Raw genomic sequence first — 14,857 nt, 5'->3', positions numbered from 1 at the left:
CGCGCGCACTTGCGGCGCATTAAAGCGCGGTGATTAAAAAAAGGGACGGCGCGCCGTCCCTTTTCGTCATCCCGCGTGGCTCGCAAAACGGCGCGCTTCACTGGCAGGCCGCCGATGAAGCGTCGCCATCCGGCGTGCTTACAGCGAGTAGTACATTTCGAACTCGATCGGATGCACCGCCTGACGGAAGCGTTGCAGCTCGCCCGTCTTCAGTTCGATGTACGCGTCGAGCATCGAATCCGTGAACACGCCGCCGCGCGTCAGGAACTCGCGGTCGCCATCCAGCGCGTCGAGCGCTTCGTCGAGGCCGGCGCACACGGTCGGGATCTTTGCATCCTCTTCCGGCGGCAGGTCGTACAGGTTCTTGTCGGCGGCTTCGCCCGGGTGGATCTTGTTCTGCACGCCGTCGAGACCGGCCATCATCAGCGCCGAGAAGCACAGGTACGGGTTCGCGAGCGGATCCGGGAAGCGCGTTTCGATACGGCGGCCCTTCGGGTTCGGCACGTGCGGAATGCGGATCGACGCCGAGCGGTTACGCGCCGAGTAGGCGAGCTTGACCGGTGCTTCGAAGTGCGGCACGAGACGCTTGTACGAGTTCGTACCCGGGTTCGTGATCGCGTTCAGCGCGCGCGCATGCTTGATGATGCCGCCGATGTAGAACAGCGCGAATTCCGACAGGCCCGCGTAGCCGTTGCCCGCGAACAGGTTCACACCGTCCTTCCAGATCGACTGGTGAACGTGCATGCCCGAACCGTTGTCGCCGACGACTGGCTTCGGCATGAACGTCGCCGTCTTGCCGTACGTGTGCGCCACGTTGTGGATGATGTACTTCATCTGCTGCAGCCAGTCGGCGCGCTGAACCAGCGTCGAGAACTTCGTGCCGATTTCGTTCTGGCCCTGGCCCGCCACTTCGTGGTGATGCACTTCGACCGGAATGCCGATCTGTTCGAGCAGCAGACACATTTCCGAGCGGATGTCCTGGAACGTGTCGACCGGGGCGACCGGGAAGTAGCCGCCCTTCGTGCCCGGACGGTGGCCGGTGTTGCCGCCTTCGAAGTCCATTGCCGACGACCACGGTGCTTCTTCCGAGCCGATCTTGACGAACGTGCCCGATTGGTCCGTGCCCCACTTGATCGAGTCGAAAATGAAGAATTCCGGCTCCGGACCGAAGAAAGCCGTGTCGCCGAGGCCCGAGCTCTTCAGATACGCTTCGGCGCGCTTCGCAAGCGAACGCGGGTCGCGTTCGTAGCCCTTGCCGTCAGCCGGTTCGACGACGTCGCACGACAGCACGAGCGTCGATTCTTCATAGAACGGGTCGATGAAAGCCGTGTCGGCATCCGGCACGAGCAGCATGTCCGACGCTTCGATGCCCTTCCAGCCTGCGATGGACGAACCGTCGAAAGCGTGGCCGCTTTCAAATTTGTCTTCGTCGAATGCCGATACCGGCACCGATACGTGTTGTTCTTTACCGCGCGTGTCGGTGAAACGGAAATCGACAAACTTGACGTCCTCGTCCTTGACGAGTTGCATGACGTCGGCCACGGATTTACTCATTACCTATCTCCTGATTAACAAAAGTCGGCGAACGGCTTCGCCGCCCCGTACCGATCCGAAAACTATCGGCGTCTAAAAAGCAGCTTCCGTGCCAGGCGCACCATCCTTGCGCCAAGCGATTGAAGCAGCGCGCATTTTCGGTGAAGGATCATTTTGCTCCGCATCGAGCGCCGGAGTACTGGCCTCGCTGCATGCACAAAAACAGTGCCTCGCTCCGATACTCTTCTTACGTTAGCACCGAAATAGAGCATCGCTCATTCCCCGCACCAACTTGATGCATACTGCCATTTCCTTGCTTCTCGGCGCTTAGGTGTTGCAAGCGCCGCCGCCACGCTAGAATGAACTTTTAAGCTTTACGGAGACTTGCGTCATGAGCACGCTCGAGCAGTTGTACGGTCAGGCCACGGCCCGTGGCGCTGAAAACCGCTTGCCGTATGCGGGCGCAATCCTGCCCGCTGAGGCGTTCGAACTGCTGCAACTCGACCCGCGCGTCAAGCTCGTCGATGTCCGCACCCGCGCGGAACTCGACTGGGTCGGTCGCCCGGGGATCGACGGCGCGCAGTACGCCCACATCGAATGGATCCGCTACCCGGGCTCGGTTCCGAACGCCGAGTTTATCGAACAACTGCGGCAAGTCGCCACCCCGGATACGCCCGTCCTGTTCCTTTGCCGCAGCGCGGCGCGATCGAAGCTCGCCGCAGTCGCCGCGCAGAAGGAAGGTTACACGCAGGCGTTCGACCTGCTGGAAGGCTTCGAGGGCGACAAGGACGGCCAAGGTCATCGCAAGACCGTTTCCGGCTGGTGCTTCCGCGGCCTCCCGTGGATCGGCGCGTAACGGGCCAACAAGCTGTCAAGCCTGCGCCGCCTCGCCCGGCGGCGCTTCCACCATTTCGCCGCCGAGGGCGTTCACACCATCGCGCAACGCCTCGAAGGCCGCATTAGCGCAATCCGGATCGCCTTTTACGCCCAGATCGATGTGTGCGCGCGCGTAAATCGCACCGCGCGACGCATCGCCGACGCTCGGCAGGCTGAACACCCGCACGCCGGGAAAATCCTGTTCGATCGTGACCATCAGCGGCGTGATGCGCGACTCAGGCAGCCCGAACACCAGCACCGACCGCTCGACATAAGGCTTCGAGTGATGCAGATGCGCGTATTTCGTATCGAGCACCCACTCCATCATCGGCCACGCCATCACCGGGAAGCCGGGCACGAAATGATGATCGGCGACTGAAAAGCCCGGAATTCGGTTGTAGCTGTTCGGAATGATCGACGCGCCCCGCGGAAACGTCCCCATGTTCAGCCGATGCAGGTTTTCGGGCGATTCGAGATCGATCGGCTTGCCGGCCGCCATCTCGATTACGCGCGCGCGAATCAGCTCGGCGGCTTCCGGATGCAGCTCCAGCGGCACGCCGAGCGCACGCGCGGCGGATTGCCGCGTGTGGTCGTCGGGCGTCGCGCCGATGCCGCCGGTTGAGAACACGACGTCGTCCGCGGCGAAGGTGCGCGCGAGCGTCGCGGTGATGCGCTCAGGATCGTCGCCGATGTATTCCGCCCAGTCGAGCGCCAGGCCGCGCGACGCGAGCAGTTCGATGATTTTCGGCAGATGCTTGTCCGCGCGCCGCCCGGACAAGATCTCATCGCCGATGATGATTACGCCAAAGCCCATAAAGACCCCTCAGGATTGAAGCGGCACGACCGCCGTGCTCGCCGTCTCGGACCGCAGGCGTTCGAGCGCGTGCAGACAGTAGTGCGCGAACCAGAGCGCCGAAAAGACGAGGATGTACGCGTAAATCCAGATCGTCACCGCGGCGACCACCGGAAACAGCGGCAAGAGCCATACCGACCAAGCCCAGAGCATCGTCGGAAGCGAGCTCAGGAGTCCGCTCGCGATGCCGATGCCAAGCAGCGGCCAGCGCGCGCCCCTCACGATCGCGCGTCGCTCGGCGGCGCTTGCGTGCACGGCGAGCGCGTCGTAGGTCATCACGCGATACGTGAGCCAGCCCCACAGGAGCGGTGGGATCAGCGCGAAGAACGGCGGGATCAGCCACAGCGGCAACGTCACTACCAGCAGCACGAGGCATACCACCGTCGTTATCACCGAATGGCCGAGGCTGCCGTACCACGAGCCGCCGTGACGCTCCTCCAGCGTGGCGTATTGCCGGCGCGTGAGCAGCTTGATGACCGACGGCATCGACATCGTCGCGATCAGCAGCAACACGGTCACCACGATCAGCGGAATCGTCATCACGACCACCAGGAACGGCGCGATCACCGAATGCAGCGACGCAAAGCCGAAGGAATCGAAGAGCCGGTACATCATCGATGTGAGCGCCCAGCCGTCGAGCCAGCCGCTCGCCGCGCCCGTCAGCGTCTGCCAGAAGTACCACAGAAGGACGCCCCAACCCGCCGTCGCGACGGCGAACGGCATGAAGGTGAGCCAGAGCATCTTGGGGTGAAAAGCGTTCGCGAGCGCGCGCACGAACGAACGCAGCAAGTCATTCATGCGATTCGTCTTGGTAGGGAAAGTAAGGAGCAACTTCGTTGCATGGGGCCAGAGTCAGCGCTGAAGCTCCAACTCTGGCCGACAGAGAATAAACCAGCGGAGCCAGTTCGCGCAGTTGGCCGAATGGCCAATACGCGCCGGCTGGAGCCGCACGGGCCCGTGCGGCATGGACTTACGTCAGACAGCGGCGGTGTCCGTGTCGGAGTTTTGCCGGCGCGCCACGAGACGAGCGCCGATGCGCTTGAACGCGAGCCAATGCTGCTCGAAAAAGCCCTCGCCGTAGTTCACGGGCGTCACACCCGGCGCGGCAAGCTGGTCACGAATACCCGTCGGCTCCACTTCCCGGTTCCACGACACGCTCCGGAAAAGCATGTCCCACCACGGAAACAGCACGCCGAAGTTGCAGCCGTATTTCGTGCCTTCGTGGCCAAAACCGATCGCGTGATGCCGGCGATGAAACGCCGGGCTCACCAGCAAACGGTCGCCGAGCCAGCCGTAGTGAATGCGGATATTCGCGTGCTGGACGCTTTGCATCAGGTTCGTGATCGCCACCAGCACCACGAACTGCGCCGGCTCCACGCCGATCACAAGAGCGATCGACGCGAAAAAGCTCGCCTGAAGGACGTCGTCGAGCAGGTGGTTGCGGTCGTCGGACCAGAGCGACATCTGTTGCTGGCTGTGGTGCACGGCGTGCAGCTCCCACCAGATGCCAATCCTGTGCTCCAGCCGGTGATACCAGTAGCCGGCGAAATCGAGCACGACCAGATAGATGACGAACGCGACGAGCGGCTGCGTCGTTACGCCGGGCCAGAGATTGTCGATTTCGAGATTGGGCACGCTGTGCAGACGTAACCAGCTTTGCAGCGAATCGAAGAGCGGCTGGAACGTGAAGAAGAAGAACAGGTTCAGGATGCCGAGCTTGACGATCCACGTGTACAGCACGTCCACCCGCACGCCTTTTCGGTGCTCCCACTGCTCTGCCGGCCGCAGCGCCTCGAGCGGGCGCAGGAGCGCGTACATCGCGAGCACTTCCATCACGCCGACGATCACCCAGTAGAGCGCGTCGTAGGTGTCCTCGTCGTAGTCCATCAGGCCGACCTTGAACAGGAACGGCTGGATGACGTCGACGTACAGAAGCGTCTGCATCGCCGAAACGAAGTTATCGAGAGACGAAAAAATGAACTGAAACATGGTGCTCCGTCACATGCGCTGCGGGCCTATCTCTATAGGGTAGTACAGACGCGCCTTTCAAAGACCCTTCAAAACCCGAATCACGCGCCGTTCGGCGCCGTCACCGGCGCGCGATTCTGGAAGTAGATGCCGTGCGGCGAGCGGCCCACGGCGATCGTCTGAATCAGCTTGCGATTCGTCAGGTCGATGATGCCGATGTGCTTCGCGAAACGGAACGTAACCCACAGATAGCGTTTGTCGGCGGAAAGTTCCATGTCGTCGGGGCCGGGCATGAGGCCGGTGATGTCGCCGACGTTTGTGAGCGTGTCCTCGTCGATGATGCTGATCGTGCTCGCCACCCGGTTCGACACCGCGACGTGCTTGCCGTCCGCGAGCGAGCGGAAGTTGTGCGCGCCGTTGCCTGTCTTGATCGTCTTTACGATCTTCTGGTTGCGCCAGTCGACGACCGCGACGTAGTCCGCGCCCGTCATGCCGACCAGCATGTACTTGTCGCCGGGCGTCATCCAGAGCCCGGCCGGCACCTTGCCGACTTTCATCTTCCACTTGACGGTCTGCGTCGGCAGGTCGATCGCGGCTATTTCGCCCGACACCTGCAGCGAGATGAACGCCGTTTGACTATCCGTGGTGAACGCGATGTGGCTCGGCATGACCGCGAGCGGCAGGCGCTTGGCGATGGAGATGTCCTTGCCGTCGTACTTGTAGATGTCGAGGCGGTCGAGGCGCAGGCCGGTCGAGACGAACCACTTGCGGTCCGGCGAGAAGCCGATCTGGTACGGGTCCTCAATGTTTTCCATCCAGCGCTGCGTCTTGCCCGTCTTCGGGTCGACGAACATCAGGTTGTTCGACACTGAGTTTGCGACGATCAGCGAGGTGCCGTCGGGCGTGGGCATCAAATGATGCGGTTCCTTGCCGGTGGGCACGGTGCCCACGACCTGGTGCGTGGTTTCGTCGATGAGGCTCAACGTTGCCTCGCCGGAGTTCAGCACGATGACGTTGTTGGCGTGGGCGGCGGTGGCGAGAAAGGCGGCGGAAATGGCCGCGCCGCCGAGGGCCACGCGAACGAGACGGGAAAGCGGGAAATTGCGCATGAAAGCTCGGGTGGGAAAACAGGGCGTCATTGTAGAACGTTTGCTCCACGCAAAGCGTTGACGGTCGCGCGGGCAGCGAGGCTTTTGGCTCCGGCGAGCCAAGGCGATATTCAGCGTCCGTGTCGCGACGCCTTGCGCACTCTTTGTCTGCTCAGGCACGTCCGTCCATTTCGCGCGATCGCGACCGGATTGCCGATTTGCCCTCTCTGGGCCTCGCCGTCCCGGCGGTTTTTCTTCCCCTCTGGAAACAAGTTCACCGGTACGACGCCAACGTGCGCTCGACCTCGTGCCCGGGAGCCGCTAGCCGGCAAATCGGCTCCTATCCAGCGCGAATTAGGAAATATCGCGTATTGACCGACGCAAATAAAACCGAATATTCCGCGCGTCAAGGTCCGCAGAGGAAGCAATCGTCCGAATCCGAATTTTTTGACCGGGACCCAAGCACCTCGAAGGCGGAGGACGTCGTTCGACGCGACGACGTCAACCCGACGGCGACAGATCCGCTCATTGGCAATTTTTCTAATCTCGCTGGACATCCTCTTATATGAACAAAATCTTCAAGGCTGTGTGGAACGAATCGTCGGGAACGTGGGTCGCCGCTTCGGAGACGTCGCGCTCGAAAACGAAGCGGAAAAGCTCGCGCGGCAAGCGCGCGGTTATATGCGCGATCTTGGCTGGTGGAGCGGTGAGCGGGCAGGTTTATGCCGATATCGACGACTGGTCAGTCGGTACAGGTTCGGAATCGCTCGAGGTGGGCACGGCTGCGCGCGCCACCGAGGACTATGCACTTGCCATCGGCACGATAGCGACGGCTTCCGGGAACGCCGCCGTGGCACTGGGTGCGGGCGCAAAAGCCTTGCAAACGTCCAGCGTCGCCATGGGTGACGCAGCGTTCGCATCGGGCGAAAGTGCGACCGCGGTAGGCGATTCTTCCAAAGCCACCGCGCTCGAAGCTACCGCCATGGGCGCGCGCGCGCAAGCGTCGGCGGCGAAGGCGTCGGCTTTCGGCGTCGACGCGAAGGCGGCGGGCGCATCGAGTCTCGCTCTCGGTGACGGCGCGCAGGCCAAAGGCAAACAAGCGGTTGCTGCCGGCATGAATGCCGTGGCCGAAGCCCAGGGCGTGGCCGTGGGGTCAAGCTCCGCAGCCGGGGTTGGCGCAACCGCTGCGGGCAATCTCGCAAGCGCAACCGGCCAAAGCTCGGTCGCAGTCGGAGAATCCTCCAGCGCGACAAAACTCGACGCCATCGCCGTCGGTGATGGCGCGGCAGCGACGGGCGAATCGAGCATCGCCGTAGGCGCGGGCGCGGCCGCTTCGGCTGACAACGCGATCGCGGTGGGCAACGGCGCGCAGGCCAAAGGCGCGCAGTCGGTTGCTGCCGGCCTGGACGCCGTGGCAGATGCTCAGGGTGTCGCCGTGGGTTCAAGCTCCGCAGCCGGGATTGGCGCAACCGCTGCTGGCGATCTCGCCAAGGCAACGGGCCAGAGCTCCGTCGCAGTCGGAGAATTCTCGAGCGCGACACAACTGGACGCCGTCGCTGTCGGTGGTAGCGCGGCAGCGACGGGCGAATCGAGCATCGCCGTAGGCGCGGCCGCGGCCGCTTCGGCTGACAGCGCGATCGCAGTAGGCGACCTCGCGAAAGCAAACGGCAAGAACAGTTTCGCAGCCGGAACCAAAGCCATTGCCGGCAAGACCGATTCCATCGCCATCGGTACGGGGGCGACTGCCGACGTCCAGGGGCTGGCCTCGGCCGGCTCCGTCGCGGTCGGCGCCGCCTCGCTGGCGACGGGCGACGGCTCTGTCGCCGTAGGAAAGGGAGCGGTGGCCAATGCCAGGGAGGGCGCCATCGCCGTCGGCCGCGCGGCGAACGCCAAGTCCGACAGCCCTTACAGTAGGAAACAACGCCGTGGCGACGGGCATGAGCGGCACCGCAATCGGCACCAACGCGCAAGCCAACACTAGCGCAACAGCCATCGGCGCGGACGCCGTGGCGAGCGGCGGTAATTCCATCGCGGCGGGCGCGGGTTCGCTTGCGGCGAATACGAACAGCATCGCCATCGGCACGAGTACGACCTCGCGCGGGCGTGGAGCGATCGCCTTCGGCGAACGCAGCAGCGCCGACGGTTTGGCGGCAGCGGCATTCGGGCAACGAGCGGTTGCGACGGGCGAGAATGCTCTCGCAATCGGCACGGCGGCGCAGGCGACAGCAAACAGCGTCGCACTCGGCGCCGGCTCGATTGCGAAGATCGGCGCGCGTAGTTCCTACACCGGCTACAACCTTACCGGCACGCAATCGTCGATGGGCGAAGTGAACATCGGCAACCGCACGATCAGCGGCGTGGCTCCCGGCCTGAACGACGACGAAGCCGTCAACGTGGCGCAGTTGAAAGGCGTGACCGCCAAGGTCGACGAGGTCGCTACCACCGTTGACGGCGCGGTGAAATACGACCGCAACCCCGACGGCACGGTCAACAAGAATAGCGTCACGCTCGAAGGCGACCCCGCAGCGGGCGGAACGGCGATCCACAACGTTGCAGCCGGTGTGAATGTCACCGACGCCGTGAACCTCGGCCAGCTAAACGACGCCATTGGTCAGGTCAACAACGCCGTGATCAACGCCGCGAACCCGTTCTTCAGCGCGGAAGGCGAGCGCGACACCGAAGGCGCGTCGGTCACGGGCACGCATGCCGTGGCGGCGGGAGCGAGTGCCTCGGCGTCCGGCACGGACGCAGCGGCCTTCGGCGCACGCGCCTCGGCTTCGGGCGCGGGCGCCGCTGCATTCGGCGCGGGCGCCTCCGCTTCGGGCGCGGGTGCGCTTGCCGCCGGCCAGAACGCGGCGGCCTCGGGCAACGGCGCCACGGCGCTCGGCAATGGTGCGCAAGCCTCCGCCGACAACTCCGTGGCGCTCGGCCAGAACTCCGCCGCCGATCGCGCGAACTCCGTTTCGGTCGGCACGGCCGGCCATGAACGCCAGATCACCAACGTCGCCGCCGGCACGCAAGGCACGGACGCCGTGAACGTCGATCAGTTGAGCCAGTCGTCGTCGAATACGCTCAAGCAAGCCAACGACTACGCCAATTCGAAGGCGGAATCCACCCGCCGCGACGCCTACGCCGGCACGGCGGCGGCGCTCGCCGTCGCGGGCCTGCCGCAAGCCGTCCTGCCGGGTCGAGGCATGGTCGCGATCGGCGGCGGCACGTACGGCGGCCAGTCGGCGGTGGCGCTCGGCGTGTCGCAGTTGTCGGATAACGGCATCTGGGCCTACAAGGTCACCGGCACGACGAGCACGCGCGGCGAGTTCGGCGTATCGCTCGGCGCGGGCATGCACTGGTGAGGCGCTGTTGAACGCCCTCACCGGCCTCATTCGCATAAGGGCCGGCGCGGGATCGGCGGATACGCCGATCCCGCGCACGACTCCAGACAATCATCGGAATTGAACACATGAGCACGATGAAACACACACTCCGCACGCATTTCCGCCGCGCACCCGCGTGGGCCGCCTTTGCCGCAACGCTTGGCGCCGCCTTGCTGCTGCAGGGCTGCGGCACGCGCAGCACGCTGTCCAAAGACGGCATGCACGACCAGCTCGTCTTTCCCGGCCCGGATACGCCGACGTGGTTCCGCAACGGTACCTATCCGCTCGTCGAATCGCTGCGCAAGCTGAAGCCCGGCATGACGAAGGAACAGGTTGCCGGGCTGATCGGCCGGCCGCAGTATGACGAAGGCTTTTTCGGCGTACGCGAATGGGACTACCGCGTGAACGTAACGAACGAAGCCGGCGCGCCGCAATTCATCTGCCAGTTGAAGGTGCTTTTCAATTCGCACAATGAGGCGCGCAGCTTCTATCGCCAGTGCGGCGACAAAGTCGAAACGCTGCTCGACGGCAAATGGCGCAAGTACGAACCGCCTGTCGAAGTGACCGCGTCCGCTGCGACGGCGGCTCCCGAGGACGCTGCCGCGTCGTCCGCGATGACGATGTCCGCGGTCGAGGCCAGCACGACGGAAGTCACCAACGACGTGATCCGCGTCGACAAGCTCAAGTAAGCACGCGCAGCACATGCGATAAGGCCGGCGTAAAGAACGCCGGCCTCGTCGCATTCGGAACGCATCAGCGCGCTGAAGCGTCACCGCTGGATCGATTCCCACACTTTGTGGAGGCGTTTCACCGAAATCGGCATCGGCGTGCGCAATTCCTGCGCGAACAGCGACACGCGCAACTCCTCCAGCAGCCAGCGGTACTCCGCAAGCCTTGCGTCCGCGACGCCCCCGCGCTGCGCGATCGCGCGCTGATAGTGCTGCGCGAGCGGCTGCAAGTCGGTGGACAGACGCGCGTCGCGGGCCGGATCGGCTTTCAGCTTGTCGATGCGCAGCGCGATGCCCTTCAGATAGCGCGGAAAATGCGCGAGTTGCACATAGGGCGTATCGATCACGAAGCGCTTTCCGATCAACGCGTTCAATTGCGCGAGCATGTCGGTGTAGGCTACGCCAAAAGACTTCGCCTGAACGAGCTTCTTCTGCACCGACGCGTATTCGCCGAGAATCTGCCCCGTCAGCCGCGCGATTTCCTGCGCGAGGAGCGTCAGACGCCCCTTCCCTTCGTCGCGACGTTTGTGAAAACCGGCGTCGTCGTCGGGGAGCGGGTCTTGCAGGCACGCGCGATCCAGCGCCGTCTCGATAATCTGATCGCGCAAATCCTCTTGAGTACCGAGCGCCATGTACTGCAGCGACATCTCGCGCAACCCGCCGAGGTTCTTCTCCAGATACTTGATCGGCTCGCGCAGTTGCAGCCCGAAAAGCCGCCGCAGCCCCGCGCGATGAATCCGCGCCGCTTCCTCCGGCGAATCGAAGACTTCGACGTCGCAATGCGTGCCGCGATCGACGAGCGCCGGATAGCCGAAAAGCGTCTGTCCGCGACGGCGGATTTCGAGCAACTCAGGCAGCTTGCCGAAGTTCCACGTTGTGAGGTTTTCGTAGAGCGCGGTGCTCAACGGATCGCTCGAAGGGGCGGCGACCGATGCCTGCGGCGCGGCATCGTCGCCGAGATCGAGCGTTGCGCCTGCCGCGAGCTTTTGGAAATGCTGCTGCGCCTGGCCGCCGAGTTCAGCGCGCAACTGCGCGAGATTGCGTCCCATCGCGAGTTGGCGGCCGTGCTCGTCGATCACCTTGAAGTTCATGAAAAGGTGCGCAGGCAGCGTTTCGAGCTTGAAGTCGGAGCCTTTCATCGCGATCTGCGTCTGCGCGCGAATATCGGCGATCAGCGCTTCGAGCAGGCCGCCCGCGCCGAACTTCGGCCCGCTGTGCCGGTCGGCGAAGCCCGCCGCGAACTCGGGCAGCGGCACCACGTGCCGGCGCAGCTTCTGCGGCAGCGACTTCATCAGCAACTGCGCCTTTTCCTTCAGCATGCCGCGCACAAGCCATTCGGCGCGGCGCGCGTCGACCTGATTCAGGCCGTAGAGTGGCACCGTCAGCGTCACGCCGTCGCGCGGCGAACCGGGCTCGAAGTGATAGGTCAGCGTCATCTCGATGCCGGCCATCGTCATGCGCTTCGGGAACAGGTCGGTCGTGATGCCGGCGGCTTCGTGGCGCATCAGGTCGTCGCGCGAGAGGAAGAGAAGGCGCGTCTTGCCCGCCTTCTCCTCGTCGCGATACCAGCGCTCGAACGCCGCCCCCGTGTGAATGCCCTCGGGTACGAGCGAATCGTAGAACGCGAAGATCAACTCGTCGTCGACGAGCACGTCTTGTCTGCGCGACTTGTGCTCCAGTTGCTCGATATCGGCAACCAGTTTGCGGTTGTGCGCGAAAAACGGAAGTTTCGTGTCGAATTCGCCTTCGACGAGAGCCCCGCGGATAAACAGTTCCCGCGCGCGCGCCGGGTCCTGCTTGCCGAAACTCACGCGCCGTCGCGCGTAGACGGTCAAGCCGTGCAGCGTCGCGCGCTCGAACGCCGCGACCTGCGCCGCCTTCTTCTCCCAGTGCGGCTCGGAAAGCGAGCGGCGCAACAAATGCGCGCCGACCTGCTCCAGCCATTCCGGCTCGATTTTTGCGATCGTGCGCGCGTAAAGACGGCTCGTTTCAACGAGTTCGCCCGCCATCACCCAGCGCCCCGCTTTTTTGAGAAGCGCGGAGCCCGGCCACAGATAGAACTTGATGCCGCGCGCGCCGAGGTAATACGGCTCGTCGTCGGCTTTGAGGCCGACGTTGCCGAGAAGCCCCGTCAGCAGGGAGAGATGCACCTGCTCGAAGGTGGCTTCGACTTCGTTCAGCCGCCAGCCGTGCTCGCGCACGACCGTCAGCAATTGCGAATGCACGTCGCGCCATTCGCGCAAGCGCAGATGCGACAAAAAGTTCGCGCGGCACGCGTCGGTGAGCTGCTTGTTCGACTTCTTGTGCGCGATCGCGTCCTCGAACCACGCCCAGATGCGCGTCCATTGCAGGAACTCGGAACGCTCGTCGACGAATCGGCGATGCGCCTGGTCCGCCTGCTCCTGCGCCTCGATCGGCCGGTCGCGCGGGTCCTGCACGGACAGTGCCGCCGCGATGATGAGCACCTCGCGCAGCGCCTGGTGATCTCGCGCGGCGAGAATCATCCGTCCGACGCGCGGGTCGAGCGGCAGGCGCGCGAGTTCGCGGCCGAGCGGCGTAAGCGCATTGTCGTCATCGACGGCGCCCAGTTCGTTCAGCAACTGATAGCCGTCGGCAACTGCGCGGCCCGGCGGCGGCTCGATGAACGGGAACGTTTCGATCGCCGTCAGATGCAGCGACTTCATCCGCAAGATGACGGCCGCGAGCGACGAGCGCAGGATTTCGGGGTCGGTAAAGCGCACCCGCGACTGGAAATCGGCTTCTTCGTAAAGACGGATGCACACGCCGTCCGCGACACGCCCGCAGCGCCCCGCCCGCTGGTTCGCCGCCGCCTGCGACACCGGCTCGACCTGCAACTGCTCGACCTTGTTCCGGTACGAATAGCGCTTGACGCGCGCCATCCCCGTATCGACGACGTAGCGGATGCCCGGCACCGTCAGCGACGTCTCCGCGACGTTGGTCGCGAGCACGATGCGCCGCGCGTTCGACGGCTTGAATACGCGCTCCTGTTCGGCCGCCGAGAGGCGCGCGAAGAGCGGCAGGATCTCGGTATGCGGCGGATGGTGCTTGCGCAGCGCCTCGGCGGCGTCGCGGATCTCGCGCTCGCCGGGGAGGAACACGAGGACGTCGCCGGGGCCTTCGCGGCAGAGTTCATCGACGGCATCGACGATGGCTTCCATCAGGTCGCGGTCGGTCTCGCGCTGGGTTTTCTGGCGCGGCTCCTTCTGCGGCGTGCCCTGCGCGTTCTTCACGGCGGGGCTGTCTTCCTGCACGGGCCGGTAGCGCACTTCCACGGGGAACATGCGCCCGCTCACTTCGATCACGGGCGCGGGTTTGTCGTCGCTGCCGAAGTGGCGCGCGAAACGGTCGGCGTCGATGGTCGCCGAGGTCACGATCAGCTTCAGATCGGGCCGGCGTGGCAGGATTTCCTTCAGGTAGCCGAGCAGGAAATCGATGTTGAGACTGCGCTCGTGCGCCTCGTCGATGATGATTGTGTCGTAGGCCTTGAGCAGCGGGTCGGTCTGCGTTTCGGCGAGCAGGATGCCGTCGGTCATCAGCTTGACCGACGCGCCGGGCGAGAGGTTGTCCGTGAAGCGCACCTTGTAGCCGACGACTTGACCGAAGGGCGTGCCGAGCTCTTCGGCGATGCGGCGTCCCGTCGCCGATGCCGCGATCCGGCGCGGCTGTGTGTGGCCGATCAGGCCCGCGCCGCCGGCGCCCAAGCCGCGTCCGAGCGAGAGGCAGATTTTGGGGAGCTGGGTCGTTTTGCCGGAGCCGGTTTCGCCGCTGACGATGACGACCTGATGTGCGGTGATGGCACGCGCGATCTCCTCGCGACGGCCCGAGACGGGGAGCGCTTCGGGGAAGGCGATCGGCGGGATCGGATTTGACTCGACGACGCGGCGCTCGCGGGGGGTGTCGCGACGGGGTGTTTGCGCTTCGGCGCGAGGCGGGCGCGGATCGGCGGAATGTGCGGCATGCTCGCCGCGCGGGCCACGATTTTGCTTGCGCGGCTTGGACTCGCGTTCGCTGTTTTGGTCGTCGCGTTGTGCAGCTTGCGTTTGTGCCTCGGGGTGAGTCGCGCGCGTGTCGGAGAGATTTGCGTCGCTCTCGCCGCGCGGGCCACGATTTTCGCCGCGCGGTTTGGTCTCGCGCTCAGTGCGCTGTACGTCGCGTTGTGGTGAATCTGTTTGCGCTTCGAAACGCTGGCCGGCAGGCTTTGCGGCGTTCCCGCGTCGCGATTGGTCGCGTTGTAGCGCGTGTACTTGGGTTTCGGAGCGAGGCGGACGCGTGTCTGCGGTCTTCGCAGCATCTTCACGGCGCGGGCTGCGATTTTCCTGACGCGGTTCGGACTCGCGTCCGGCGGATTCATGGCGCGCTGCGGACACTTGAGGTCTCGGTTGGCGTTGCGCCATAGGCGGACGGTCGGCGGATGCC

General features: G+C 64.5%; 10 protein-coding genes. 4 read left to right on the top strand and 6 right to left on the bottom strand.

All coding sequences use genetic code 11. From position 1 onward, the window contains the following. Positions 1-138 precede the first annotated feature (138 nt). Positions 139-1,554, bottom strand: a complete 1,416-nt coding sequence (gene glnA / locus AWB67_RS15565; RefSeq protein WP_087657149.1) for a type I glutamate--ammonia ligase — start codon at positions 1,552-1,554, stop codon at positions 139-141. Between the two features lie 370 nt (positions 1,555-1,924). Here glnA and AWB67_RS15560 point away from each other — a divergent pair, with 370 nt between their 5' ends. Next, on the top strand, positions 1,925-2,389 hold the full coding sequence (locus tag AWB67_RS15560) for a rhodanese-like domain-containing protein (protein WP_087657148.1): 465 nt from the start codon (positions 1,925-1,927) through the stop codon (positions 2,387-2,389). A 15-nt stretch (positions 2,390-2,404) separates the two neighbouring features. On the opposite strand, the gene AWB67_RS15555 is transcribed toward AWB67_RS15560, so the two are convergent. From AWB67_RS15555 to AWB67_RS15540, 4 genes are all read right to left on the bottom strand, one after another. Beyond that, positions 2,405-3,223 carry a competence/damage-inducible protein A gene (locus AWB67_RS15555; protein WP_087657147.1) on the bottom strand — a complete coding sequence of 273 codons (819 nt, stop codon included), beginning with the start codon at positions 3,221-3,223 and terminating at the stop codon, positions 2,405-2,407. A gap of 9 nt (positions 3,224-3,232) precedes the next feature. Then, entirely contained in the window at positions 3,233-4,060 is an 828-nt protein-coding gene (locus AWB67_RS15550) for an EI24 domain-containing protein (RefSeq protein ID WP_087657146.1), read from the bottom strand. 177 nt (positions 4,061-4,237) lie between these two features. After that, positions 4,238-5,251, bottom strand: a complete 1,014-nt coding sequence (locus tag AWB67_RS15545; RefSeq protein ID WP_087657145.1) for a sterol desaturase family protein — start codon at positions 5,249-5,251, stop codon at positions 4,238-4,240. Positions 5,252-5,331: 80 nt separating this feature from the next. Continuing rightward, the gene (locus AWB67_RS15540; RefSeq protein WP_087657144.1) at positions 5,332-6,339 is read right to left on the bottom strand and encodes a YncE family protein; all 1,008 of its coding nucleotides are present in this window, start codon (positions 6,337-6,339) and stop codon (positions 5,332-5,334) included. A 544-nt stretch (positions 6,340-6,883) separates the two neighbouring features. Between AWB67_RS15540 and AWB67_RS15535 the strand changes: the two genes are divergently transcribed. From AWB67_RS15535 to AWB67_RS15525, 3 genes are all read left to right on the top strand, one after another. After that, positions 6,884-8,299, top strand: coding sequence for an ESPR-type extended signal peptide-containing protein (locus AWB67_RS15535; protein WP_087657143.1), 1,416 nt, complete (start codon positions 6,884-6,886; stop codon positions 8,297-8,299). Further along, positions 8,256-9,671 (top strand): YadA family autotransporter adhesin, encoded by a 1,416-nt coding sequence (locus AWB67_RS15530; RefSeq protein ID WP_200822241.1) that lies wholly within the window; start codon positions 8,256-8,258, stop codon positions 9,669-9,671. The genes AWB67_RS15535 and AWB67_RS15530 overlap by 44 nt, the downstream gene beginning before the upstream one ends. A gap of 116 nt (positions 9,672-9,787) precedes the next feature. Beyond that, positions 9,788-10,381 (top strand): outer membrane protein assembly factor BamE, encoded by a 594-nt coding sequence (locus tag AWB67_RS15525; RefSeq protein WP_235025183.1) that lies wholly within the window; start codon positions 9,788-9,790, stop codon positions 10,379-10,381. A gap of 80 nt (positions 10,382-10,461) precedes the next feature. On the opposite strand, the gene hrpA is transcribed toward AWB67_RS15525, so the two are convergent. Beyond that, complete coding sequence (hrpA, locus tag AWB67_RS15520) at positions 10,462-14,808, bottom strand: ATP-dependent RNA helicase HrpA (RefSeq protein ID WP_235025182.1); 4,347 nt, start codon at positions 14,806-14,808, stop codon at positions 10,462-10,464. Between the last annotated feature and the right edge of the window lie 49 nt (positions 14,809-14,857).

Origin of the sequence: Caballeronia terrestris (genome assembly GCF_001544515.1) — a bacterium.
GTDB lineage: Bacteria > Pseudomonadota > Gammaproteobacteria > Burkholderiales > Burkholderiaceae > Caballeronia > Caballeronia terrestris.
This window is presented reverse-complemented; position numbering and strand designations above follow the sequence as displayed.

Excerpts from the sequence above, each read along its gene's own strand:
- AWB67_RS15555 (WP_087657147.1), bottom strand. The coding sequence starts at position 3,223 with ATGGGCTTTGGCGTAATCATCATCGGCGATGAGATCTTGTCCGGGCGG.
- glnA (WP_087657149.1), bottom strand. The coding sequence starts at position 1,554 with ATGAGTAAATCCGTGGCCGACGTCATGCAACTCGTCAAGGACGAGGAC.
- AWB67_RS15550 (WP_087657146.1), bottom strand. The coding sequence starts at position 4,060 with ATGAATGACTTGCTGCGTTCGTTCGTGCGCGCGCTCGCGAACGCTTTT.
- AWB67_RS15535 (WP_087657143.1), top strand. The coding sequence starts at position 6,884 with ATGAACAAAATCTTCAAGGCTGTGTGGAACGAATCGTCGGGAACGTGG.
- AWB67_RS15545 (WP_087657145.1), bottom strand. The coding sequence starts at position 5,251 with ATGTTTCAGTTCATTTTTTCGTCTCTCGATAACTTCGTTTCGGCGATG.
- AWB67_RS15560 (WP_087657148.1), top strand. The coding sequence starts at position 1,925 with ATGAGCACGCTCGAGCAGTTGTACGGTCAGGCCACGGCCCGTGGCGCT.
- AWB67_RS15540 (WP_087657144.1), bottom strand. The coding sequence starts at position 6,339 with ATGCGCAATTTCCCGCTTTCCCGTCTCGTTCGCGTGGCCCTCGGCGGC.
- AWB67_RS15525 (WP_235025183.1), top strand. The coding sequence starts at position 9,788 with ATGAAACACACACTCCGCACGCATTTCCGCCGCGCACCCGCGTGGGCC.
- AWB67_RS15530 (WP_200822241.1), top strand. The coding sequence starts at position 8,256 with ATGAGCGGCACCGCAATCGGCACCAACGCGCAAGCCAACACTAGCGCA.